Origin of the sequence: Salinimonas chungwhensis DSM 16280 (genome assembly GCF_000378185.1) — a bacterium.
GTDB lineage: Bacteria > Pseudomonadota > Gammaproteobacteria > Enterobacterales > Alteromonadaceae > Alteromonas > Alteromonas chungwhensis.
In genome coordinates this window covers 81,641-107,334 of record NZ_KB899388.1, presented here as the reverse complement: position 1 = coordinate 107,334, position 25,694 = coordinate 81,641, and the positions used below count along the sequence as shown (strand labels likewise).

Here is a 25,694-nt window from a genome sequence, read left to right as displayed (position 1 = left end):
CCACGGCAGCATCCTTGCTGCCGGTTCATCCCTTGTCGAATGCCACCGGCATTCGCCATGCTTCTGACGAAGCACCGCTCTTCACCCAGTGTGGGTCCAACCCCATGTGACAACGTGGTTGGCAGAGTAGCACACTGTCCCTTGCCGGCTACAGCGGACTTAAATCACTGACGATGAAACGTTTCCTGATGCTGCTACAGGTTCGGTCAGCTAACGCTATTAAAACTGGTTCCATAAAAGTTTTTCGCGAAGCTACGATCGTCCATATCATACAGCTGAAATAATCATGTGTTTTCACACGTGGTGGGTAGCTATGCTCAACATTCTCTATCAGAATAAAAAAGGACCTTCTTATAAGCGATCCCTCGCCTGTATACCGGTAATTTAGTTGTTTACCAGGGCCAGCGCTTACTATGTAGAGGTTATACCCGGAAAAGAAGTGACGCGTATTGCAGTGAATATTGACTAGTGTATAAGCTTGTATCAGCCCTAACGGCGCTCGTTTTTTAAAAAACATGTCCGACAGTATTGACCTTATAAAGGCTGTAAACTTATCCATCTTGATACTTTTGAAGGCTTGTTCACACGCATGACACAGCCTCAGTGTAAGACCCTACATCTGCAAGTGCATAGGCTTAGATGAACAAAAATCGTTATTGAAATACAGCGAGGAAGAAGAGGATTTATGCGTTGAAGAAGCAGCAGAGCAACACTTACTCTATTTTTTCAATTGTTAGTAGTTTAATTCTGTTTAAGATGTATCTGTCACTTTATCAATATTGAAGTACTCGCAAACCCACTATTATCCAGTGATGTATCACAGTTGAACAGAGTGGGTGACAACAGTGGTTCACCCACACCGCTACTTATATTGCTTTATTCAGACACAACATCGGTTTTACGTCTTAATTTCTCAAAAAATGTATTAATGCGCTCTGCATTTTTTCCCAGGTCGCTCTGTCCTACCCGTGATTTACTACGAATATCTACCAAAGTATCGTCTTCTTTTTGTGTCAGTCGAATTACCACGTCATCTTTAAAGCCGAACCAGGTAGTCGTGGCGGTTGCTTCAATAGTATTTTCTTTGGCGTTAGTTTCGACACGCGCCCAGCCCATCTCCTGGACCACTTTTTCGGCTGCTGTGTAAACTTCATCTATCGGGCGGGCAAAAAGTTGTGTTTTTATCTCCGGATAGGCATCAAGTTGCTGTCTGGTTATTTCGCCACCTTCATACTCTAAAGGATTAGGTGCTTCAGCACGCAATGGTGCTACCGCTACAAAGCCCGGTGGGTTTGTTACATCTGTAGTAATGTCATGAATTGGAGGTACGGTAGAAGCTTTTCCCATCATGCTAAGTGGCATAATCACAGCAACGAGCGCCAGCACGGTATAAAATAACGTACTCCCCCATCTGACTGTCTTACGGGCAATAATTATTTGTAGAATTATAACGATAAGAGCGGCCCCACCGACAAAAACGCCATAACGGATAGAGGTAAACGCTAAACCTAAATCCATCCCGAAATACTGATAAAGTGGCCCTGGAAGTACCACCATCAAAAAACTGATAATGCTTAAAAACGCTACAATAATTCGCACAGTAAGTTCCCTTATTTGTTTTAATATTTACCTATCATTACACTATAAACATGCCGACGGCGCACCTAATAAATGAGTAATACATTTTTCATGTAATTGCTAAATACTAATTATTTTAAACAAAGTGAGTATGTATGCCTCTTGAGCACCATACAGAACATCCATTAGTAAAAAAAATCTCTGATGCGCTGGCAGAGGAGTTGTGTCGTCTCAAAGCAGGTATTACAGAGTTTGAACTGATTGGGTTACTACAATCTGATGAATATAAGTTACTGGATAAAAATGCGCTGCGGGACTCACTGAGTTTGTTTCAAACTCACTTTATTCTTTTCCACTGTTTATACTTACTCAAAGATAAGTTACATACATCGGGGCATGGCGAGCTGCTAATATCAGCCACCCAGATTAAATTAGTTGCTCAGTCTGCGTCTGGTATAGATATTACCGATGCCGATCCACTAAGGGACTACTATCTGGATTGGTCGCACTTTAGCAAAACCAGCACCAGTGATGTGGACGATTTGTTAGACAGCTTTTGGCGCACAATGAACACAGAGAGGCAGGCCAGTGAACAGGAAGTGGCAGAGGCGCTCTGTATTATGAATTTCTTACCAGACTCTACCCCAACGCGTTTACAGATAAAACGTCGTTATAAAGCGCTGCAGCACAAATATCACCCTGACAAAGGGGGCAGTGTAACCAGATCCCAGTCACTAACCGATGCCTATCAGATTCTAATGGTGCGTAATTAGCAGCCTCTTTTTACCTCAATTATGTTGTGGAGCAACACATGCTCGCGCGAGCCTTTTACTTTTGTAAGCAGTGTCGGTGTTGTGACTATTGAATGCGGCAACCTTAAACGGAGAGAAGTCAGGCTAAAAGAGGTCACATAAACTTCAGACATGCCCGACAAGGTAATTAGATATCAGTTCTGTTTTATCGGCTGGCTTATTTCTATCAGATAATAAGAGCGCAAAATCTGAAATATTCTCTATGACGCATGAGAGAACTTCGCGTAGCGCTGTTTCACGCGGGCTATTTGGTAAGGATACCACTGAAAAATAATTGCATCATTTTGGGAACATCCTGGCCCAGTTTAAACGTTTCCGGTGATTCGAGATATTCTGCTACGACGCCGCGAATGAAGCAACTTACCGAGAGGGCCAATACTTTGGGATCGGCTGTGTCAGGTAGCGTCATATTCTTTTTTGCACGAGCGAAGTAGGCTTCAAACGCTGCCAGCTTTTCCCGCTTTTTTTCGTTGTGCCGAGCCTTACATTGTTCAAAATCACCGGAATAGTCGCATTTAAACATAAACAGTTTAATCGCTTTACAACGCTGCGCATCTTTATCCAAATCGAGTATTAAATTTGTACAAATAGTCTGCAGCTGGTCGACAGGATTCGGGTGTTCGACTTCCAATCCCTGCATGATTCTCTCAATAAAGGGGGTATGCAGGGTCTCATGCAATGCATCAAAAATTTCAATTTTGTTCTTAAAATGCCAGTACACCGCACCCCTTGTAACATCAGCACTCTGTGCAATCTGCTCAAGGGTCGCACGTGCAACGCCTCGCTCAGTAAAGACGTCTACGGCGGCATCCAAAATGGCTTGTTTTGTTTGCTCGGCTTCTTCTTTAGTGCGTCTCATTGCGTTTCCTGGTTTGATTGACAACATACATACAAGAACGTATCTTTAAAAGGTATAGGTTTATACATAATTTGTCCAGTGCACACTCAGGATTATCATTGCTATGAAGCGACATTTCATTTTAAGTGCCGTGGCGTTTTTGCTGCTCGCTACAGTTGGCTGTTCAGAACAGTCAGCGCAAGGTCAAGGCTCTCAAGGCGGCGAAGCTCCAGCGACCGCTGTTACCGTAACGACTGTGAAGCGTTCTACAGTGCCGGATATTCTTGCGTTACCCGGACGTATTTCAGCATTTCGTCAGTCCCAGGTACGCCCGCAAGTGGCCGGTGTCATCACTAAGCGATTATTTAAAGAAGGCGCTGTCGTTGAGAAGGGGCAGCAGCTTTACCAAATCGATGATGCGCGCTATAAAGCTGAACTGGCAAGCGCCAGGGCTGATCTTAAGAGTGCAGAAGCAAATCTTAAGACAGTAGAAGCTAAAGCCAGTCGTTACGAAGACCTGCTTTCAGGTAACTCTATCAGTAAGCAGGAGTATGACGATGTGGTTGCGCAGGCGGCGCAGGCAGAAGCACAGATAAGTGTAGCCCAGGCGGCAATTGACCTGGCCCAGGTCAACGTCGAGTACACCAAAGTTTATGCACCTATTAGCGGTCAAATCAGTCGCTCATATGTCACTGAGGGTGCGTTGGTAACAGCAAACCAGGCCCAGGAGCTAGCCACAATTACCAAACTCGATCCTGTCTTTGTAGACATGCAAAATTCTGGCAAAGCCATTATAGCGTTGCGCCGTGCTATGCAGGGCGAGCAGGCTATGCCGGTTGAAGTGGTTCTGGATGAAAACAGTAACACCACATATGAACAACGCGGCGAGCTTAAGTTCTCGGAAGTGACTGTGGATGAAACCACAGGTAGTGTGACCTTACGGGCGGTAGTTCCCAATCCGGATAGCGTACTGATGCCGGGTTTATTCGTAAAGGCACATATTATTAAGTCAGAAGACCAGGGCCTACTGGTACCTAAACGTGCGACGATGCGCCAGCCTGATGGTTCATTAGTTGTTTATGTGGTTACTGCAGATAATAAGGTCGAAGCCCGAACCATTGAAGTCCCCAGAAGCTACCAGAGCAGTTACCTGGTTAGTAGTGGGCTGAGCGAGGGGGAGCGCATCATTGTGGCCGGTTATCAGAAAGTGAAGCCGGGTGCGACGGTAAATCCACAAACGCAAAGCTCTCAGGGCAGCTGACTTTTAATTCTGGCAGGAACTTAGATCTATGGCACGTTTTTTTATTGATCGACCCGTATTTGCCTGGGTGCTGGCAATCATCACCATGCTGGCCGGCGTACTGGCTATATTCAGTTTGCCCGTGGAACAGTACCCGAAAGTTGCACCGCCATCGGTTACTGTAAGTGCTTCTTACCCAGGCGCTTCGGCAAAAAGTGTTGAAAACTCAGTAACCCAGGTCATCGAACAAAACCTTAACGGTATTGATAATTTACGTTATTTTTCTTCCAGCAGCCAAAGCGGAAGCATGTCGATTAATCTGACTTTTGAACCTGGTACTGACCCAGATACAGCCCAGGTTCAGACCCAGAATAAAGTCCAGAGCGCTGTCTCATTGCTACCCGCGACTGTGCAGCAACAAGGGGTTACGGTCACTAAATCTAACGACAGTTTTGCGCTGGTAATTGGCTTTTATTCAGTGGATGGTGAACAGACTCAGTTTGATTTGAGCGACCTGCTGGTATCAGAATTTCGCGATCCTATTTCCCGAGTTAACGGCGTGGGCAATGTGCGAGTGTTCGGTGCCCAGCGCTCTATGCGAATCTGGCTCAATCCGGATAAGTTATACAGCTTTAATATGACACCCGTTGATGTGCAGGCTGCTGTTCAAATCCAGAATACCGATGTGTCTGCCGGCCAGCTCGGCGGCATGCCAGCCATAGAAGGGCAGGAGATTAATGCTACCATTCAGGCACAATCGCTGCTGCAGACAACAGAAGACTTCGAAAATATTGTTCTTCGCGTCAATACCGATGGTTCGCAGGTCAGACTTAAAGATGTCGCGCGAGTAGAGTTAGGCTCTCAGGATTATAGCTATATTACTCGCTACAAACGTAAGCCGGCTTCTGGTATGGCGGTCAGTCTGACCAGTGGGGCCAATGCGCTAAACACTATCGAAAGAGTTAAAGCCCGGGTTGAGGAGCTTAAAAGCCAGCTCCCTGAGGGCGTGGAAGTGGTTTACCCGGTGGACTCCTCCCCTTTCATTGAATTATCTATCAAATCTGTTGTGCAAACGCTGGTAGAAGCGGTGGTGTTAGTATTTCTGGTCATGCTCTTGTTCCTGCAGAACTGGCGGGCCACATTAATCCCTACTATTGCTGTGCCGGTGGTTTTGCTGGGCACCTTTGCAGTGCTGTATATTTTTGGCTTTAGTATCAACGTACTAACCATGTTTGCTATGGTCCTGGCCATTGGTCTGTTGGTAGATGACGCTATCGTCGTGGTTGAAAACGTAGAGCGAATCATGGAGGAAGAGGGACTTTCTCCTAAAGAGGCCACGAAAAAATCTATGGGGCAGATAACCAGTGCACTGGTTGGAATTGCGGCAGTTTTGTCTACTGTATTCATACCCATGGCGTTTTTCAGCGGCTCGGCCGGGTCTATTTACCGTCAGTTTTCCATCACCATCGTTTCAGCAATGGCGTTTTCTGTATTGGTGGCTATTATTTTGTCGCCTTCATTGTGTGCAACATTGCTTAAAAAGCACGATCCGAACAAAGACAAAAACAAGGGTTTCGGTGGCTGGTTCAACCGTAATTTCAATAAAGGTCGTGATCGTTATCAGCGCACAGCGACCCATATTGCGGCGCGTTTTAAACGCTATTTGGTAGTTTACGGCGTAATGGTCGGGGCTATGGTGTTCGTCTTTATGCGGCTGCCTGGGGCATTCTTACCTGATGAAGACCAGGGCAATATAATGGTGTTGCTCAACACGCCGCCGGGCTCTACCGCGCAGCGCACGCTGGAGTCAGTGAAAGAGGTAGAAGACTTTTTCCTTGAGGAAAATAAAGACGCGGTGCACGATTTGTTTACCGTGGTGGGTTTTAGTTTTGCTGGTTCAGCGCAAAACGCGGCGATGGGTTTTGTGCATTTAAACGACTGGTCTGAACGCGATGAGTCGCAAAGTGCATTTGCGATAATCAAGCGTGCATTTGGCGCGTTCAGTCAACTGGATGATGCTCAGGCCTTCCCAATTTTACCGCCGCCGATACGTGAGCTGGGCAATGCTACCGGTTTCAACCTACAGTTGCTGGATCGCGGTGGCAATGGTCACGAGGCGCTGATGAATGCGCGGAACCAGTTATTAGGAATGGCTGCGCAGAACCCCAACCTGACCGGTGTGCGCCCCAACGGCTTAAGTGATGTGCCCCAGTTCAAGATTGATATTGATAATGAAAAAGCCTCCGCGCTGGGCGTATCGCTCGACGAAATCAATAATGCGCTGCGCATTGCATGGGGTTCAGCCTATGTGAACGATTTCATTGATGATGGGCGGATAAAGCGCGTATACATGCAGGCAGATGCACCGTATCGCATGGATCCTGAGGATTTAGACAGCTGGTTCGTGCGTAATAACGATGGCGAAATGGTGGCGTTTAGCGCATTTGCCACGTCCCGATGGGACTATGGTTCACCGAAGTTAGAACGGTTTAACGGTATTTCGTCGGTCAATGTTCAGGGCAGCCCGGCACCGGGTGTGTCTACCGGCCAGGCAATGGATGAGATGCAGAAGCTGGTCCAACAGTTACCTGATGGGTTTGACCTGGCCTGGGCGGGAATCTCTTTTGAAGAAAAAGCTGCCGGTTCGCAAGCACCCATGCTTTACGCGTTATCCATACTGGTGGTGTTCTTATGTCTTGCGGCGTTATATGAAAGCTGGTCCGTGCCATTTGCCGTCATGCTGGTTGTTCCTCTTGGCGTCCTTGGCTCCGTGGTAGCGGCATTTTTCTTTAATCTGCCTAACGATGTTTACTTACAGGTGGCCTTTTTGACTACGGTGGGGCTCGCCGCCAAAAACGCGATACTCATCGTGGAGTTTGCCAAAGAACAGGTGGAAGAGGGAGTCGATTTGATGACTGCAGTATCAGTCGCAGCAAAACAGCGTTTCCGGCCAATTCTGATGACATCGATGGCGTTTATTTTAGGTGTCACGCCGCTGGCAATAGCCAGTGGGGCCGGTGCCACTAGTCAGAATGCTATTGGTATTGCGGTCATGGGCGGTATGTTCGCGGCTACATTCCTGGCGATTTTCTTTGTCCCTATGTTCTACGTTTTTGTGGAAAAACTTTTCAGAAGAAAAGAAGTCGAGCAGAACGAGTAAGATTATTCCGGGCGTTACTATTCACAAGGCAGCATGACGCTGCCTTTTGTGTTTTAAGACTAATCGCTTATAGGATACTGCACCGGCCTGCGTGCATTGTGTGGTAAATCTGGCATGATGGGAGAATGTTTCTTGGTGGAGACAATTATGGACATCGTGCTACCTGACAAGCCTGACTGGCGCACGCTGCTAAAATCCGGGTGCCGAATTTTTGTGGGCGGACACGCGTCAGTGCCTTATGCATTGATTCAGAATCTTATCGATAATAGTCAGGGCCTTAGTGATATTGAGCTGGTTCACGGCCTGGCCCTAGGTGACACCCGATGGGCGCAGGAAACTTACCGCGATCTGTTCAAAGTGAACACATTTTTTATCGGCGGACAGGAAGTCCGTAGGGCGGTGGATGAAGGTCGGGCTGATTATACCCCGTGTTTTTTGTCTGAAGTGTCAAGCCTGTTTACCGATGGAACGCTAGCCCTTGATGTCGTGTTAATTAACGTCAGTCCCCCCGACGAGTTTGGGTACTGCTCCCTGGGTGCTTCGGTAGATATTTGTATGTCTGCGGTGCGCCACTGCGATCGGGTTATTGCCCAGGTAAACAAACACGTGCCACGTACGGCCGGCCATTCTTATGTGCACATATCAGAATTCTGTGCCTGTATTGAACACGATGAGCCCCTGACAGAGGTAAGGCCGCCGCCTATTGATAATCAGGCTGAACGGATTGGTCAATACGTGGCCATGCTGGTCGAGAATGGCGCAACCCTCCAGTTTGGCATCGGCAAAATCCCCAGTGCCACACTTAAGTACCTGTGCAAGCACAAAGATTTGGGCATTCACAGCGAAATGCTAACAGACAGCACTATTGAGCTTATAAAATCCGGCGCCGTTACGAACCGTGAAAAAACTTTTCATCCCGGCAAAACAGTCACCAGCTTTGCTATTGGCAGCCGTCAGCTGTATGACTTCATTGATAAAAACCCGCATATTGAGTTTTATGCCAGCAGTTATGTCAATAAACCCACCAATATTGCCAAGAACGACAATATGGTGGCGATTAATAGTGCATTAGAAGTAGATCTAACGGGGCAGGTAGTAGCAGACTCCATCGGCCATGACTTCTATTCTGGTATCGGCGGGCAGGTGGATTTTGTCTCAGGGGCCTCAATTAGCAAAGGTGGTAAACCTATTATTGCTTTGCCTTCGACAGCAAAAAACGAAACCATTTCCCGAATTGTGCCAAGTATTACTGAAGGTGCCGGTGTCGTCACCTCCCGCGGCAATGTGCACTATGTGGTTACTGAATACGGCGTGGCGTCGCTAAAAGGTAAGAGTATCCGGGAGCGGGCGCTGGAATTGATTCGGGTGGCCCATCCTAAATTTCGCGCCCATTTGCTTGAAGAGGTAAGAAAGCATTACTGGGTACCGCACTATCAGGAAAAATACCCTACCGAAATACCTGAGCTGGGGGCTATTCAACTGAAAAAGCTGGTGATTCAGGGAGAAACCTTTTATCTGAGGCCGCTGAATCCTGCTGATGAGCGCCGGCTACAGGAGTTTTTCTACTCACATACCAAAGAAACGCTGCGCTTGCGGTATAACTACGATCCTAAACAAATGTCACGGGAGAAATCCTGCAATCTGGTAAGCGTGGATCAAAGCACTGATGCCGCTTTGTGTATCGTTCGCCAGGATGGCTCACGTATCACTATCCACGCCGTCGGCCGTTTTTATTATTATCCAGAGGATAACTCCTGCGAAGCTGCTTTTGTAACCCGGGAGACCCATCAGGGCAAAGGCATGGCGACGCGTCTGCTGGCCCGTTTAATAGATATCGCCCGGCAGCGACAAATCAGTCGAATGATGGCCTACGTTCGGGCAGACAATAAACCTATGATAACTATTTTTGAACAGCACGGTTTTCGGCGAAAACTGAGTGATGACCCCAGTGATGTTGAACTGGTGCTGGATTTAGAGGAACAACCATGACGATTCGTATATATCGGGGCAAGGACTCTTTATCGCATGATATGGGGCCCGATCACCCGGAATGTCCTGAACGTATTCATGCGATTAACGATCAGTTGCTCGCCTCGGGGCTAGAGATGAGTTGTGAGCATGCTGATGCGCAGATGATTGATCAGAGTGCCCTGTATCAGGTTCACACTAAGGACTATGTTGATGACTTGTTCAGTCGCGCACCCCAGGAGGGGATAGTCTGGCTGGATGATGAAACTGCCATGATGAATAAAACATTATCGGCGGCACGTTATGCAGCGGGAGCAGCCACAGAAGCTGTGGACTGGGTGATGGCCGCAGAAAATCGCCAGGCATTTTGCATGGTGCGTCCGCCGGGGCATCATGCTGAAAAAGATAAGGCCATGGGGTTTTGTTTTTTCAATAATGTGGCGCTGGCAGCGGCCCATGCGCTGAATAAATATGCGTTGGAACGTGTTGCTATCATTGATTTTGATGTGCACCACGGAAATGGGACCCAGCATATTTTTGAGGGTGAATCCCGTGTATTAATGTGTTCTTCTTTTGAGCACCCTCTGTATCCGTTTACCGGCACACAGCCTCATGCCGATAATATTGTGGCCGCACCACTGAATGCTGGGGCCACGGGAAAAGAATTTCGCGAGGCTGCCAGCAACTGGTTTTCGCGGCTACATAGCTTTAAACCTCAGCTTATTGTTATTTCCGCTGGGTTTGATGCCCACGCTGAAGACCCCATGGCGCATTTACGCTTCAGCGAAGACGACTATAAGTGGATAAGCCATCAGCTTCGCGATCTGGCTGATACTTATTGTCATGGTAGAGTAGTCAGCAGCCTTGAGGGCGGTTACGACCTCAGTGCTTTAGGGCGAAGCGTGGTGGCCCATTTAAAAGGGCTGGGTGGTGATAATCAGGAAACCGGCGGAGCCTGATTCAGGCCGCATCGCAAAAGCAACCAGTGGCGTCACTGATTACCACTGCGCCAGGACTGCGCAACGATGAGTTGGCTAGTGCAATAATTCGCGTTTCCAGAGTATTACCGCTAAAACATCCGGCGCCTAATGCATAAGGCCCCAGATACCGTACCTCTCCGTTTTTATCCAACAGCGCCAGGGCGGGTAAACGTGTCAGCCACCGGCTAACTCCGGGTAGCGACGAAACGGACATACTTTTAATACTATAGGAAGGCAAGGCCTCTCCCAATGCCCGCAAGTGGGTACGTGCCAGCGTGTCGCAATAACACTCGCCCTCTGGACGAATATGCAGCAGCGTACCCGGCAAAACGGCTGCCTGAGCCAAGGTTGCGCTAAGCTGCTTATCAAAATCCTGGCCCGCGGCCGCCTGATTAAGGGTGAGATGCGGATCAAATGTCTGTATGTGGCTGATGGAGTAGTAGCCTAACCCTGACGCACAAGCGGTAAACCATAAGCCAACAAGTATCCACCAACCACGCTGCTTCATTATTATTTAAAACCAATCAGTGTATTGTGCATGGAGTCGCTTAACTGATTTAGTTTATCGACCTGCTCGGTCAGTGTTATCGAGTGGCCACTGCCTTCATCAATGATTTGCTGAAGTCGGGTGGTGCTCTGAGCGATTGAGCTGGTGGCTTCCTGCTGTTCAGTGGCAGACGAGGAGGATTCCTCCATAAGCTGGGAAACCTGAGCGACTTTGAGGGCAATTTCTTCCATGCTGACGGAAGCATGGCCGCTATTATTGACCGCCTCATCCACTAGACTGATGCAACTTTGCATTTGTTCTACCGATCGCTGTGTGCTGACAAGAAGCTGTTCGGTTGCGTCGCTTATCTGATCGGCGCTGGCCTTAGAACGAATCGCCAGTGTACGAACCTCATCGGCCACTACAGCAAATCCACGGCCGTGCTCGCCAGCCCGGGCCGATTCGATAGCAGCGTTTAACGCCAGTAAGTTGGTTTGATCAGCTACCGCAGTGATATTTCGCATCGTTTCAGAGATTGCAGCACAATGCTGATTAAGTTCTTCATTGGTTGTGGCTGCCTCATTGAGGGTGGCTCTCAATGATTCGATAGTTTGTCCAGTAGAGTTAACCATCTGTTTTGATGCATCAATCTGTCCAGTGGCTTCGTTGGTCAGATCACTCACCTTATGGGTTTGCTCCGCTGCCTGCGCGGTTGATACCGCAATTTCCTCGGAGGAGGACGATATAAGTGCGATCTCGCCCACTGCCGACTCCGAAAAGGTTCTTGTGTAATCCGCGGAAAGACTGATATGGCTGGTGGCGGTGGCCAGTTCACCGGTTAAATGTCGCGATTTTTCCACCAGTGCAGCGATTTGCGTAATTAAACGTTGTAGTTGTTTGCCGTTATTTGTTCTTGTGTTGATGGGAACATCAAGATTAATACTGTCATCGCTCTCCAGCATTTTCTGAATGGCAACCCTGATATCCAGGCCTGCTTCGCCTTCCTGTTTGGCTTTATGTGCCATTAGCATCAACACGGCCCCTTCAGTGAGCGCGAAGCCAGCATGTAATAGCAAAATGCCATAAGTGATATGACCGGTCTCGAAAATATACACGGGGGTTCCGCCCTGCTGCATAAAGAAAAAGCCGATATGATGCACCGCGACAACAGCAGTGGCCGCAGCGATAACCCGCCAGTCACGGAAATAGGCCAGAAACGCAAGCAATACAAATATTTCAAAATGCATTTCAATAAGGCCAAACGACAGATGAATATGCAAAGCAGTCATCAGCTGGGTGCCGACGGCCTGACAAACCTGGGTAATAAACCGCCCGGGTTGAGTAACTGACAAAATCAAAGGCAAGGCAACAATTGGTACACCCAATATTACTGCGACAGTTAGCTGTGAAGTAATAAAACCGATAACGATTGCAGCGACAAACTGCACAATAAGAATATTACGGAATATTTTGTTTCCGTCGTAATGCCACGGGTACATGCTTTTCTCCCATACAACGTGAGGGAAGGAGTGTAGCAGCGTCAACGCATCTAAACCTCTAAACTTTAGATTAATTATTCGTCTCGGAGGAGACGAGAGAGAGCTTGCCATCCACATGGACATCGCGCTGTGGAAAAGCAACCACAATCTCATTTTCGTTGAACGTATCATTAATGGCAAAACGCAAATCGCTTCGAATCAGACGCAAATCGCGTTCAACCGTGGCGTTTACCCAGAAAAATACCTCGAAGGTGAGCGCGTTATCGCCAAAATCATCAAAGATAACCACCGGCTCAGGCTCTGTCAGAATCGCCTCTTGTGCCTCTGTAGCAGCCTTAATGAGGGCCGCGACTTTTCTGCAATCAGAGCCATAGGCAACGCCAACCCGGACCGACGTTCTGGTAAGATAATCAATCAGCGTCCAGTTTACGACTGTATTTTCAAGAAGTTTACTGTTGGGAATAAGCATATGTACGCCGTCCACCCGCCGGATCCGGGTAGAGCGGGTATTTATGGCTTCTACCCGTCCCCGGGCCTCTGCAACTTCAAGAAAATCGCCTATGCGAATCGGGCGTTCCCACATCAGAATCCACCCACTAATGAAGTTATTAATGATGTTCTGTGCGCCAAAACCAAAGCCGATAGCTACAGCACCGGAAAGAAACGCAAAGGCGGTAAGAGGTACATTTAGAAAATCCAGCGTGGTGATAATTAGCACCGCCATGGCCAGAATATAAAAAATGCGCTTAAAAAGATGGATGGTGTCAGCGCTGGCGCCGGTTTTTCTTAGCCTGAACGTCGCAAGATGGGCAAACTTGTTAGTGATAAACCAGCCGCCCACTAAAACAATGGGGACCAGTAGAACCTCGCCCAGCGTAAATGCGTGATCGTAGAGGGTAAATAACGTTATTTTAAGATTTTCATTGATTTGGTCCCACATACTGAAAGGCTTCAACTCCTGTGTAAACCCGCTTAAACGTAACATCGTCGTAAAGCATTAGGGAAGATGCTGTGAAATGAGGTGATTATGGTACAGTGATTCTAATTGTTTATGAGATTGAGAGACAAATGGGTCAACGCTTTCTACGACAGATATTGATGACTGTCATCTTTTTTATCGCTTGCGCGTCGCAGGCGCAGGCTTTTTCGCTGCGGTTATCGCAACAAGACCTGAATCAAATGATTGGTGCAGCTTTTCCTCAGACCCAGCAATATCAGGGGATTGAGGCGGTCTTTACCGAACCGTTTTTGGAACTTGGGGTGGCCAATCAGTTAAAAGTTGAGGTCACACTCACCGCCAACCGTGGCGAACAACGGGTGAAAGCGCGCGCCGCTTTCGACGGTACACTGGATTATTCCGGTGAAAAGCGCACGTTACAGGTGATTGAGCCGCGTATGACAGATTTTGAAGTGATTGAACATAACCTGAAGCAGGATGCGCATCTGTTGGAGCAGGTCAAACAACTCAAAAATAAGCCAGCGCCGATGATTTTACTGCTGGATCTCAAAGATCTCGATATCCCTTTTCTTGGCAACCAGATGCCTAAATCGGTAAGCATTCGTGACCATAAGTTACTGATCGAGTTTTAAGGTGCGATGATGCAGTGTATTTGTTTCCTGTCCACCGACAATCTTGATGATTTCTTTGTTTACGATGAATTGTTGATACCGGCGTTCAGGGCGCGCGGCTGTGATGTTGAGACAGTTTCCTGGCACGCTGACAACGTTAACTGGCAAAAGTATGACATGGTTATCGTGCGCAGCACCTGGGACTACCAGCAGCAACCCGATGCCTTTATTCGTACTCTGGCGGTCATAAATAAGCAGACAACGCTACAAAATCCGTTTGATCTTATGCGCTGGAATTTGGACAAGTCCTACTTAATAGATCTGCAAGAAGCTGGCGTGCCAACATTACCGACAACCTGGGCATCAACGTTTGATAGACCCCAGTTGCTTGCTCAGTTTGAAGAGTTTGAGACCGCCAAACTTGTGGTCAAGCCTACTGTTAGTGCTAATGCAGATGATACGTTCGTTGTAACCCGCAAGACATTCAATGAGCAGATAAAAGCGCTTTCTGCGTGTTTCCGTCAAAGGCCCTATATGATTCAGCCTTTCATTGACGCGATAGTGCAAGAGGGTGAGTACTCACTGTTTTATTTTGGCGGCACCCTAAGCCATGCCATTTTAAAAAAACCGGCAGAGGGTGATTTTCGTGTTCAGGAAGAACACGGAGGGTCACTGAAGGTGGTAGCCGCACAGCCTGAGATGCAAGCCGTGTGTGAACAGGTACTCGGCGCATTACCCCAGCGCGCTCTGTATGCGCGTATTGATATTGTCCGCTTTGCCCATAAGTGGTGTATTATTGAAGTTGAACTGATCGAGCCATCGCTCTATTTCAATCTGGATAGTCAGTCGCCCCAGCGCTTTGTTGAGGCGGTATTTGCATTATAAGCACTGCCAGAGTGAAGGGCGGGGCGACCCTGCGCTATTTAAACAGGTGAGGGTCGAAAACGTGCCCCAGTTTCTCGGTTTTGGTTTTCAGATACAGTTTATTATCTGCTGTGATACCGTGATCAATAGGCTTTCTGGCCACTACATTAACGCCCAGCTTTTCCAGCGCAGCCATCTTTTTAGGGTTATTGGTCATTAGCTCAACGTGGGTAACATCCAGCGTTTCAAGCATCAGCTGGCAAATATCATAACTGCGCAAATCGGCATCAAAGCCGAGATGCTCATTAGCTTCAACCGTATCCATTCCGCTATCTTGCAGGTTATAGGCACGGATTTTATTTAACAGTCCAATACCGCGACCTTCCTGACGTAAATACAGCAATACACCCTGACCCCGTTCAACAATATTCTGCAGCGCTTTTTCCAATTGGAAACCGCAGTCACAACGGGTAGAAAACAAAGCATCTCCGGTAAGACACTCAGAATGAATGCGAATAGGCACCGTATCGCCTTTTTCCCATTTACCGTATGAAAGTGCGACATGTTCCTGGCCGCTCGCCTCCACAAACCCATGGATACGAAATTCGCCATGTCGGGTAGGCAAACGGGCAGAGCTTACATATTCATACTTTGGCTGTTTAATGGTCATGGCACTTCTAAACCGAATTACTGGGAGTCCTCAACGTGGGGGCTGCCCGAAAAAATGCAAGTAATTGTGATAATATAACAGTTTTAGGCATTGTCGCCCAGCGATTTGAACTGATCCAGTGGCGCGGGCGCCGCAATTGCATTCCCCTGGGCAAAATCGATACCCAGTTTACCCAATTGGGTCATAGTGGCTTTATCTTCTACGCATTCTGCAATGGTTTGTATCTGCCGGGCCCTGGCTATATCCCTTATAGCAGTAACGATTGCCATATCTACCGCATCACCTAAAAGACTTCGGGTAAATGTTCTATCAATTTTAACACTATGGATAGGAAGCGATTTAAAATATCCGTAAGAAGAAAAGCCACTGCCAAAATTATCAATCGCAAACAAACAACCATGCTTATCAAATGTTTCGATAAAAGATACTGCTTCTTCCTTTTTGATGGTGGCAGTGTTTTCGCTGATTTCAAAACAGATTTTTTGATGGGGAATGGCATGCTGCTGAAATGCGTTTAGCAGAAACCGGCGCAAATCCTTATCAGCCAAAGAAAATCCGTTGATATTAATATTGCAGCAATTGAGCTTAGCAAGACGCTCCGGGTGCTCACTAAGCCACTTGAAGGTGTGCTCTGTCACCCAGCGGTCAATTCTGGGCGTCAGGTTGTAGCGCTCTGCTGTGGGCAGAAAATCAGCGGGTTCTGCCAGCTTACCGTTAGGCAGTGGCAATCGCAGAAGGATTTCATAAAAATCTCCCTGCATAGTGGTATTAAGCGGCATGTAGTGCTGGTAGTAAAGTACGAAGCCATGGTCTTCGTTAAGTGCTTGCTGAATGAGCGCTACCCAAGTGCGCTCTCGCTCATAAGCCTGCAGGCTGGCATCGTCCTTTTCGTAACAGTAAACCTGGTTGCGTCCTTGCTGCTTCGCCAGATAGCAGGCGGCGTCGGCCATATTCAGCGCATTTTCAGCATCGGTCTTGTGCGTGGTGGCATTAAGTAAGCCAATACTTACTCCTACGGTAAAGATTCGCTGCTCCCAGAAAAAGCGATAATTATGAACAACATCCAGTAATTTTATTGCTAACAGATAAGCAGATTCCTCTGTCTGGGTAGTTAGCAGTACGCCAAACTCGTCTCCTCCCAGACGCCCCAGCATGCCTCGATCACTTATCTTGCTTGCCAGCAATTCGGCTAACTCTTTAATTAGGCGGTCACCGGCTTTATGACCACAGCTATCGTTAACGACCTTAAACCTGTCCAAATCCAGATACAGCACAATTACCGGATTGTGATAATGTGGCTGTTCTAATGCCACTTGTAAGGAGTGCTCGAATTCTCTTCGATTAAACACGCCGGTAAGCGGATCGTGGCTAGCCATATAGGTCAGACTGATATCCGATAATTTTCGCCGGGTAATATCGAAGATAGAGCCAGACATAAATGTCTCGCCATTTTCCTGATGCAACTGACAGGAAATAGAAAACCAGAACTCACTGCCATCTGCTTTTATACCCTTCATTTCTCTGCCCATTATCACTTTTTGTTCAAGCAGCTCCCCCACTAACAAATCGCGATCATTCTCATCAGCATAAAACTTACGGGTATTAGGCACTTCACGGAGCATGGTGGATTCATCGGCGTAACCAAATAAATTGCACATCGCCGGATTGACCGACCGCAGGTCGCCATCCAAAGTAGAAGTGTATAGACCCTCGGCAGCATTGCGAAATAAATCATAAAACACATTCAGACTATCGATAGTCCGTTCGTGGGTATGAATTTGCTGACGACTCATATCCCGCTCTGCCAGTAAGACACATAGTGCGAATGTGCACATGGCAACTAACAGGGACACGGCGGCGTTGAGCTCTGAGCTGATGAGCATAACCAGGCGGGGATTATAACTGCCTAAAAACAACGCGTAGCTGAGGCTTAACATCAACCATCCCAGCGCCAGTAAACGATTAAGCGAACGGTTGCGACGGTCTTTAAATAATGCTGACAGCAATGTCTGAAGTAACGCAAAACAGGGCAGAATTTGCAATAAAAATATTGTATCAGGCAGTAGTCCGGGCGAGGCAAGTAGCACTACCGGAGTCAGACAAAGCAATAAGTTCGGCCAGCGCAGCCAGACCGGAATGCGCGGAAACAGAGCATGGGTAAATTTAGCCAGACAGAGCAGCAGTACCGTCATCAGGACGGTCATAATTGTAGTGCCATAATTGATCAACTGCAGTATCCGGCCCACTGGTTCCAGAGTACTGGCCGCCAGTAGTAAAAGAAGCAGGCCCACCGATGCCAGCCAGAAGCGTGCAGTGGTTTTCTGGTAGATGTAGCTCAAAAAGAAATAAACCGTCAGCAGCAGCAGAGCCCCGCAAATAATTCCTGTGACGAGCAGGCGCGGCTGGGAATAGCGATCATAACTGGCACTGGTGTGTACTTGCAGAGGAAAATAGCCAGGCTTGTCGCCACTTATACCAAGCAGTACTTTCAGTGATGAAGATGGTGCTACAGTTACAGGCAGAACCAGCCCTGTGGTAAGCTGACTGACCAGATCATAATCGCCATGTTCATAGCTGATCACATCAAGCATACGGTCACGGTTATCCAGCAGGTAAATCGTCGCCGGACGGGGAATCACCAGAGGATTATTCAGATAAAGATGCTGGGTTGTCGCGGTATTATTTTGCAGTGACAAACTGTACCAGTGGCGCAGCGCAGTGTTTTTTGACTGAGAAACACCAGGTCGCCCGGAGAGCACCTGGCGGTAACTGGTGCGAGCCGATGTAGAAAAAGCCTCAGGCAACACCTGAGCGGTGCTGAAGGTATCGTCAATAACCACCGTGGCGTGAAAAGCGGGTGATTGTGCAGCATTCAGCGAGAAACCGGCACACAGGAATATAAGTGCCAAAAACCACTTCTGTATCATTCGATACCCGATTACCACTGCAGGGCTTTCATGCACCTCTTTTTCCAACCTTATTCGCACTGCTTCTCCTGTGACCCATCGTTCATCCTCCCGACAAACCAAACAGCACATCGTCAAAAGACTTTTTAGCGCGTGGTAAGAGCCTGCCAGAGCGTCTGCAAGTTTGTCGTGCCGGTAGGCTCCAGCCAGATGGCTTCACACAACCACTCTATGTAAAGTATACACCGTAATGGCTCATCATCATCCAGCTTGCTTAGCATTACCTGATATCGATCGGCTCCCCAATCTGCCGGACCGGCGACAAAACCAAACTGGCTGGTAAACGCCCGAGCGAGCTGCTCGGCTTTTAGCGGGGTTTGCGGTAACGGAACAATAACCTGCACCGACGTATCATGCAGCGCTAACGCTTCACTTAGTGTTATGTTATCTAGCTGCTGCATGACAGACTTACCGCGGTCTCTTCAATGGGCCCGTCGGCCCATTGCGTGCTTAGCCACTTGGCATCAAAAGGTGACTGTAATGCCTGTAGTAGCTCACGGGTTACGGCATAGTCGCCTTCTTTGGCAGCATCAATAGCATATTGCAAATGATGTGTGCGAGCCACGACAACCGGATTAACACTGTCCATCAGTGCCGACTGTGCAGAAGGATCGCCGCTGGCCAATCGGTAGTGCCGGTATTGCTGCCACCAGCTATCAAACTCGCTACGGTCAATAAAATCATCGCGCATTGCAGACTCTTTTTGGTGAAGATCCTGACCACTGAGTTTTCTGAATAATTTATGATAATCCCGCTGCTGATTCGCAAGCATGGACAGGAAACCGTTGACCAGCGCAAGTGATTGTTCATTGCTCTCGCTAAATCCCAGCCGCGTGGCCATAAGCTGCTGGTAACAAGACATAAACGTCGGTTCAAACAGCATCAGGGTCTGTTTCAGTTCGTCTGTACTGCAATAACCGGAAAAAGCCTGCGCCAGCGCGTTAAGATTCCACAGAGCCACCCCTGGTTGCTGATCAAATGCATATCTGCCCTGGTGATCAGTATGATTAAACACTGCATTGCTGACAAAATTGTCTATGAAGGCATAGGGGCCGAAGTCGAACGTGATGCCATGCACCGACATATTATCTGTATTCATGACACCATGGACAAATCCGTAAGCCTGCCAGAGTGCCACCATACGTGCGGTGCGCAATACAATCGCTTTTAACAAAGCCTGGTGCGGGTTAGCCTGAGACAGCACCTCAGGGAAATGATGGATAAAGGTGTGCTCAAAAAGTCGGGTTAGGTTGGCACTATCGCCACTGTGATAATAATACTCAAAGTGGCCGAACCGCAAATGACTGGGGGCGGTTCGAATCATCATGGCGGCGGTTTCCGGCATTTCGCGCAAAACAGTCTCAGTGCTGTCGAATAAACACAGGGCGCGGGAAGAGGGGATGCCTAAATGAAACAGAGCTTCTGAGCCAATATATTCTCGCAGGGTAGAGCGCAACACGGCCCGGCCATCACCCTGGCGTGAATAGGGGGTCTGCCCGGCACCTTTAAGGTGCAGGTCGATACGCTGGTGCGTCTGGTTCTCAACCTCGCCAAGCAACAGGCCGCGGCCATCGCCCAGCAGGGGGTTCCAATGACCAAACTGGTAGCCGCCATACTTTTGCGCCACCGCCTGACGACTGAGACAAAATTCTGTATCTTTCAGCAGCCGGACCAGGGTATTGTCACTCCACCAATCTTGCGGTAGTGATAACTCCCGGGCATGAGGATGATTGACCAGTTTCAATTGCAAATCTTCTGGCAAATCCGGGTAGACCTGGGTCACCGTCTCGTTCAGCTCTGTGGCATATAAGTGTGTGAGTTTCACACGTTTTCCTCAGCCTCTAAAAGATAATCAGGTTAAGCTACCAAAACGCCTGGCTCGATAAAAGCACTATATGCAGGTAATCTGACCTGTGCGCCGGGCGTATATATCAAAAACATAAAATAACCGGCACAACGCACAGTTATATCCTTATTTAAACACTACCACTGTATCGAGGGAATTATGCTCACCGTCCATCATTTAAACAACTCGCGTTCACAACGCATTCTGTGGCTGTTAGAAGAGCTGGAAGTGCCTTATAAAATTGAGCGCTATGAGCGAGACCCTGAAACTAACCTTGCACCTAATGCGCTTAAAGCGGTGCATCCGCTGGGACGCTCTCCGGTGCTGGAACTTGAAAATGGCAAACTGGCTGAATCAGGGGCGATTGTGGAATATCTGATCAGTCGGCATGGAGCAGGAACGTTTACGGTGCCTGATAACGATACTGATTATCAGGAATATCTGTTCTGGCTACACTTTGCTGAAGGATCGCTGATGCCACCGTTGGTGGCAAGCCTGGTATTTAAAAAAGCCAAACAGAAAAGTCCGACGCTGATCAGACCCCTGGCCAAAAAGATTTTGGATGCCATTATCGACAGCTACTATGGCCCTAATCTGGAACAGAGTCTGCGCTATGTGGAGTCCTGCTTATCCAAGCGTGACTGGCTGGTGGGGGATGGTCCAAGTGCTGCTGATGTGCAAATGAGTTTTCCGCTGGAAGCGCTGGTTGCTCGCGAAAATGCCAGTAAATGGACAGCCATCAACGCCTACGTAAAACGTATCCATAGTCGTGAAGCTTACAAACGTGCGCTGGAAAAGGGCGGCGAATACGATTACGCCTGATCAGGCGTTATTAACGGCACTGTCCAGATAATCCAGAATGAGTTGCAAAAACGCCTGGCCGTAACGCTCCATTTTTGTGCGGCCTACACCGCTGACATCCAGCATATCATTTCTGGTGGTGGGTGTTTTTGCTGCCATATCTGCCAATGTCGCATCGGAGAAAATTACGTAGGGCGGTACGCCATGATCCTGAGCAAGTGATTTACGCAGGTGCTTGAGCCGTTTGAACAGGGCTTTATCGTAGATCGCCGGCGTATTTTTAGATTTCTTGTCGGCCTTGAAAGTCAGCCGGGGAACGGCTAATTTCACCGCCACATCGCCTTTTAGTACCGGGCGGGCCGCTTCGGTAAGGCGCAATGCCGCGCCAGCAGTAAGATCAACCCGCACCAGACCCTGGTGGATAAGCTGATTCATAATATTGTGCCAGTAACTGTCGGATTCATCTTTGCCAATGCCATATACCGATAAATCCTGATGACCATTTTCATTAATGCGACGGAGTTGCTTACCCTTAAGTACGTCGATGACATATTGGGTAGCTGCCTGCTGCTCCAGACGCAAGATGCAGGAGAGTACTTTTTGGCTGATAACAAGGCCGTCAATAAGCTTGGGCGGGTCAAGACAAATATCACAGTTGCCGCAGGCCTCGTCACTAAACTGGGAAAAATAGTTAAGTAATACCTGACGGCGGCAGGTTTGCGCCTCTGCAAAAGCTTCCATGGCGGCAAACTTCTGAATCTCCACCTGATTGCGCTCGGGTTTATCGCCTTGTTCTATCCACTGTTTAACCCGTGCGGCATCTTTTTCGTCAAACAGCAATAAAGCCTCAGCGTCCAGGCCATCACGCCCCGCCCGGCCGGTCTCCTGGTAGTAACTTTCAATACTGCGGGGCACATCGTGATGCACTACAAAGCGCACATTGGACTTGTTTATGCCCATACCAAACGCGACGGTGGCCACCACGATATCGACCTGATCGTTTAAAAACCGGCGCTGCACATACTCGCGTTCATCGGCATCCATTCCGGCATGATAAGCTGCGCTACTGATACCTGCACGATGAAGTTTGGCGTATAAATCATCAACCTTGGCCCGGCTGTTACAGTAAATTATGCCGCTATTGCCATCCTGTTGTTTAACGTACTCCAGCACCTGTTCAAACCCTTTATATTTCGACATGACCCGATATCGTATATTGGGCCGGTCAAAACTGCCTTTAAATACAAACGGGCTTTTAAGGTTAAGCTGGACCAGAATATCTGCCTGAGTCGCCGCGTCAGCGGTAGCGGTCAGACCTACCACGGGGATATCAGGGTAGCGATTTTTCAGCCTTCCCAGTAAGCGATAATCCATTCTGAAGTCATGGCCCCAGTGGCTGACACAATGTGCCTCATCAACAGCAAACAACGACACCTCGAGCTGTTGCAAAAGATTCTGAAAGTAGGGTTGCAGCAAACGCTCAGGCGAGACATACAGCAGGTCATATTCGTTGTTTAACAGTGCCGTCTGAATGCGCTGCTGCATTTCATGGTCAAGACTGGAATTCAGGTAAGCAGCTTTTACGCCTAAAGCATGGAGTTGCTCCACCTGATCCTGCATAAGTGAAATCAATGGCGACACCACAATACCTGTACCCGGGCGAACCATTGCGGGTATCTGATAACACAATGATTTGCCACCACCGGTAGGCAGCAGTACTAATGTATCCTGACCATCGATGATTTTATCAATCACTGCTTGCTGGCCGGTGCGAAATGTTGCGTAACCGAAAACCCGCTCAAGAATTGTCTGAGCGTCCGGGTCACACAACTGTGCAGGTTCAGTCTGGGGGGAAGTTATCGTCATCGCTGGGGATTTTACGCATTTTCTGCTTTCGCTTCACGGGTAAATGAAAATTTCTTTTCGGCGTTAGGCTAAGTGCCTGTTATTCTTTTAGCTTATGATGGCAATTGTCAAAGGCGTGGATCCGGTAAGTGGATCCTTACGTTTTTATCAGGGGCGTTGTAAAAAGCACAAACGTCCCGGGCAGTATTCACCAAGGAGCATGACGTGGCCGAACCATTACCGGATCTTATCCAGGAAATCGTATCTGAAAATAACACTGAAGATACCAGTGCGGTGCTTGATGCCATTGCCTCTCACGATGATGTGGCTGTCGCCACGCTACTTGAATCTGTCCCCGTCGATCCGCGTCTTTCGTTATGGCAGGACCTGCCTAGCGAACGCAAGCTCGATGTGCTCGTCGAGATGCGCTCTGACCCGCGCGAAATTCTTATTGATGCGACAGAAGAGCACGAGTGGTCCGCCCTGTTTTCTGACATTGAAGCCGAAGAGTTACTCGAACTCATGGACTCGCTGCCTAACCGGCTGGTGGATCTGGCTTACGCCGAACTGGATGCGCAGCAACAGCTCTTTTTCCGGGAAGCCACGCAGTATAATGATGACCAGGTGGGCCACTGGCTGATTCACGATCTGCTGGTACTTCCTTTGAATGCCAAAGTCAGAGATGGTTTACGTTTGATTCGACGTAATGTGCCCATGCATTGCGATACCATTTTTCTGGTCAACCGTTCCGGGCAGTTTTCCGCAGCCGTTAAACTAACTCGGCTATTTGGCGCCCCTGAACATGTGCCGCTGGTGGAATTAATTGAAGACAATATTTCGGTCTTAAAGGGGTCAGATGAGTCAACGAATGCCTCCCTACAGGTTCAGCGCTCTGGATTTGCCGCATTACCGGTGGTAGATGAAAATAATAAATTGCTGGGGCGGCTGGATATTACTTCTGCCGGCGAACTGATTAATGAATTTTACGAGCGGCAGGTAATGGCTACAGCCGGGATGGATGAAGATGAGGATTTATTCTCGCCGGTAGCCAAAAGTGCCCGTAATCGTGCGGTATGGCTGGGCATCAATTTACTTACCGCGTTTCTGGCCTCGTGGTTTATTGGATTGTTTGAGGCGACATTGCAACAAGTGGTAGCGTTGGCAGTATTAATGCCCGTTGTTGCCAGCATGGGGGGGATCGCCGGTAGTCAGACGCTGACACTGATTGTGCGTGGGCTCGCCCTCGGGCAGGTCACTAATGCCAACGTTAGGGCATTAATGATAAAGGAACTGAAGGTAGGCGGCGTTAATGGGGTCATCTGGGCGGTGGTTATCGGTATAGTCGCATACTTCTGGTTTACCGATGTGCTTATCGGCGTGGTCATTTGCCTGGCCATTTTATTCAACATTGTCGCCGCTGCCATTGCCGGCGTATTTGTCCCGGTTATTCTGGACAAACTGAAGATCGACCCGGCGCTATCCGGCTCAGTTATTCTGACCACAGTCACTGACATTGTCGGTTTTGTGGCCTTCCTGGGGCTAGGCACGTTGCTTCTGCTGTAATAGACTTGCAGCCTGCTACTACTTTCCTGAATTTTATGCCGCGTTTTACCTAACACTGCGCGGTGTCCCAACCGCACAGGTATTTTACGCTATGCATACAGAGGCTGATGCAAAACGCACACAGACGGGCGTATTCTGCGCTATTGCCGCTTATTCAATGTGGGGAATAGCGCCGCTTTATTTTAAGCAACTGCAGGTTATGCCTGCACTGGAGATTCTGGTGCACCGGGTAGTGTGGTCGGTACTGGTACTTATAGTGCTACTGGGTGTTACCCGCCAGTGGAATAAAGTCAGGTTGGCATTTTATTCCTCAAAAGTATTAAAAACACTGGCAGTGGCCGGTTTGCTGCTCGGGGGGAACTGGTTGCTATTTATTTGGGCCATTAATAACAATCATCTGCTGGATGCCAGTCTCGGCTATTACATCAACCCGCTGCTCAATGTGTTTTTAGGGCGAATGTTTCTGGGTGAAAAGCTCAGACCAATGCAACGTGTAGCAGTAATTCTGGCTGTGGTGGGAGTAAGCGTGTTGGTATTTGCCCATGGTTATTTACCCTGGGTGGCACTGGTATTAGCCGGTACATTTGGTGTCTACGGGTTATTACGAAAACAGGTTGCTGTAGATTCACTACCCGGGTTATTTATTGAAACGCTGATGCTGTTACCGCTGGCTGTTGGTTACTGGGTGTGGTTTGGTTCTTCTTATTCTAACATGCTCAACAATACGGTAACGCTGAACGTATTACTCGTGGCGGCGGGGATAGTTACCACCGCGCCATTATTGTGTTTTACGGCAGCGGCGCGACGGCTGATGTATTCAACCCTGGGTTTTTTCCAATATATCGGCCCGTCACTGATGTTTTTACTGGCGGTGTATTTGTACAATGAGCCACTGGAACCTGCCCGACTGATTACGTTCGCATTTGTATGGGCTGCGCTGGTATTGTTTAGTGTCGATTCGCTGAAAGCTTATCGCACAGCCCGCCGGGCCAGGGCGGTTTGACCCGG

General features: G+C 48.4%; 20 protein-coding genes. 10 read left to right on the top strand and 10 right to left on the bottom strand.

All coding sequences use genetic code 11. The annotated features are described in order from the left end of the window. Positions 1-876: 876 nt before the first annotated feature. A complete protein-coding gene (locus tag F458_RS0116025) occupies positions 877-1,599 on the bottom strand; it encodes a DUF1499 domain-containing protein (protein ID WP_018984454.1) in 723 nt (240 codons plus the stop codon). A gap of 134 nt (positions 1,600-1,733) precedes the next feature. On the opposite strand from F458_RS0116025, the gene F458_RS0116020 reads away from it, so the two are divergent. After that, positions 1,734-2,351: a DNA-J related domain-containing protein gene (locus F458_RS0116020; RefSeq protein WP_018984453.1), complete on the top strand. Its 618-nt coding sequence runs from the start codon at positions 1,734-1,736 to the stop codon at positions 2,349-2,351. 283 nt (positions 2,352-2,634) lie between these two features. On the opposite strand, the gene F458_RS0116015 is transcribed toward F458_RS0116020, so the two are convergent. Then, positions 2,635-3,249: a TetR family transcriptional regulator gene (locus tag F458_RS0116015; RefSeq protein WP_018984452.1), complete on the bottom strand. Its 615-nt coding sequence runs from the start codon at positions 3,247-3,249 to the stop codon at positions 2,635-2,637. A 103-nt stretch (positions 3,250-3,352) separates the two neighbouring features. On the opposite strand from F458_RS0116015, the gene F458_RS0116010 reads away from it, so the two are divergent. The 4 genes from F458_RS0116010 to F458_RS0115995 all read left to right on the top strand — a co-directional run bounded on the left by F458_RS0116010 (position 3,353) and on the right by F458_RS0115995 (position 10,555). Next, complete coding sequence (locus F458_RS0116010) at positions 3,353-4,489, top strand: efflux RND transporter periplasmic adaptor subunit (protein WP_018984451.1); 1,137 nt, start codon at positions 3,353-3,355, stop codon at positions 4,487-4,489. A 28-nt stretch (positions 4,490-4,517) separates the two neighbouring features. Beyond that, on the top strand, positions 4,518-7,628 hold the full coding sequence (locus tag F458_RS0116005; protein WP_018984450.1) for an efflux RND transporter permease subunit: 3,111 nt from the start codon (positions 4,518-4,520) through the stop codon (positions 7,626-7,628). A gap of 147 nt (positions 7,629-7,775) precedes the next feature. Beyond that, positions 7,776-9,617, top strand: a complete 1,842-nt coding sequence (locus F458_RS0116000; RefSeq protein ID WP_018984449.1) for a bifunctional acetyl-CoA hydrolase/transferase family protein/GNAT family N-acetyltransferase — start codon at positions 7,776-7,778, stop codon at positions 9,615-9,617. Beyond that, positions 9,614-10,555 (top strand): histone deacetylase family protein, encoded by a 942-nt coding sequence (locus F458_RS0115995; protein WP_018984448.1) that lies wholly within the window; start codon positions 9,614-9,616, stop codon positions 10,553-10,555. Before F458_RS0116000 ends, F458_RS0115995 begins: the two co-directional genes overlap by 4 nt. Position 10,556: 1 nt before the next feature. Here the strand turns inward: F458_RS0115995 and F458_RS20235 are convergent, their stop codons facing one another. From F458_RS20235 to F458_RS0115980, 3 genes are all read right to left on the bottom strand, one after another. Beyond that, positions 10,557-11,084 (bottom strand): DUF6436 domain-containing protein, encoded by a 528-nt coding sequence (locus F458_RS20235; RefSeq protein WP_018984447.1) that lies wholly within the window; start codon positions 11,082-11,084, stop codon positions 10,557-10,559. Positions 11,085-11,086: 2 nt separating this feature from the next. Further along, entirely contained in the window at positions 11,087-12,562 is a 1,476-nt protein-coding gene (locus F458_RS0115985; protein ID WP_018984446.1) for a methyl-accepting chemotaxis protein, read from the bottom strand. A 70-nt stretch (positions 12,563-12,632) separates the two neighbouring features. Further along, on the bottom strand, positions 12,633-13,502 hold the full coding sequence (locus F458_RS0115980) for a mechanosensitive ion channel family protein (RefSeq protein WP_018984445.1): 870 nt from the start codon (positions 13,500-13,502) through the stop codon (positions 12,633-12,635). A gap of 95 nt (positions 13,503-13,597) precedes the next feature. Between F458_RS0115980 and F458_RS0115975 the strand changes: the two genes are divergently transcribed. After that, a complete protein-coding gene (locus tag F458_RS0115975; RefSeq protein ID WP_156824277.1) occupies positions 13,598-14,152 on the top strand; it encodes a hypothetical protein in 555 nt (184 codons plus the stop codon). Between the two features lie 9 nt (positions 14,153-14,161). Beyond that, the gene (locus F458_RS0115970; protein ID WP_018984443.1) at positions 14,162-15,016 is read left to right on the top strand and encodes an ATP-grasp domain-containing protein; all 855 of its coding nucleotides are present in this window, start codon (positions 14,162-14,164) and stop codon (positions 15,014-15,016) included. Positions 15,017-15,050: 34 nt separating this feature from the next. On the opposite strand, the gene ribA is transcribed toward F458_RS0115970, so the two are convergent. From ribA to F458_RS0115950, 4 genes are all read right to left on the bottom strand, one after another. Beyond that, on the bottom strand, positions 15,051-15,665 hold the full coding sequence (gene ribA / locus F458_RS0115965; RefSeq protein ID WP_018984442.1) for a GTP cyclohydrolase II: 615 nt from the start codon (positions 15,663-15,665) through the stop codon (positions 15,051-15,053). An 83-nt stretch (positions 15,666-15,748) separates the two neighbouring features. Continuing rightward, complete coding sequence (locus F458_RS0115960) at positions 15,749-18,652, bottom strand: EAL domain-containing protein (protein WP_169334845.1); 2,904 nt, start codon at positions 18,650-18,652, stop codon at positions 15,749-15,751. Between the two features lie 65 nt (positions 18,653-18,717). Next, positions 18,718-19,032 carry a hypothetical protein gene (locus tag F458_RS0115955; protein WP_018984440.1) on the bottom strand — a complete coding sequence of 105 codons (315 nt, stop codon included), beginning with the start codon at positions 19,030-19,032 and terminating at the stop codon, positions 18,718-18,720. Further along, positions 19,020-20,456 (bottom strand): protein adenylyltransferase SelO, encoded by a 1,437-nt coding sequence (locus tag F458_RS0115950; protein ID WP_018984439.1) that lies wholly within the window; start codon positions 20,454-20,456, stop codon positions 19,020-19,022. Before F458_RS0115950 ends, F458_RS0115955 begins: the two co-directional genes overlap by 13 nt. Positions 20,457-20,636: 180 nt before the next feature. Here F458_RS0115950 and F458_RS0115945 point away from each other — a divergent pair, with 180 nt between their 5' ends. After that, entirely contained in the window at positions 20,637-21,299 is a 663-nt protein-coding gene (locus tag F458_RS0115945; protein ID WP_018984438.1) for a glutathione S-transferase, read from the top strand. Here F458_RS0115945 and recQ read toward each other — a convergent pair whose 3' ends face one another. Next, complete coding sequence (gene recQ, locus F458_RS0115940; protein WP_018984437.1) at positions 21,300-23,144, bottom strand: DNA helicase RecQ; 1,845 nt, start codon at positions 23,142-23,144, stop codon at positions 21,300-21,302. 204 nt (positions 23,145-23,348) lie between these two features. Here recQ and F458_RS0115935 point away from each other — a divergent pair, with 204 nt between their 5' ends. Continuing rightward, positions 23,349-24,686, top strand: coding sequence for a magnesium transporter (locus F458_RS0115935; RefSeq protein WP_018984436.1), 1,338 nt, complete (start codon positions 23,349-23,351; stop codon positions 24,684-24,686). 91 nt (positions 24,687-24,777) lie between these two features. Further along, positions 24,778-25,689, top strand: a complete 912-nt coding sequence (rarD, locus tag F458_RS0115930; protein ID WP_018984435.1) for an EamA family transporter RarD — start codon at positions 24,778-24,780, stop codon at positions 25,687-25,689. The last annotated feature ends 5 nt before the right edge of the window (positions 25,690-25,694 follow it).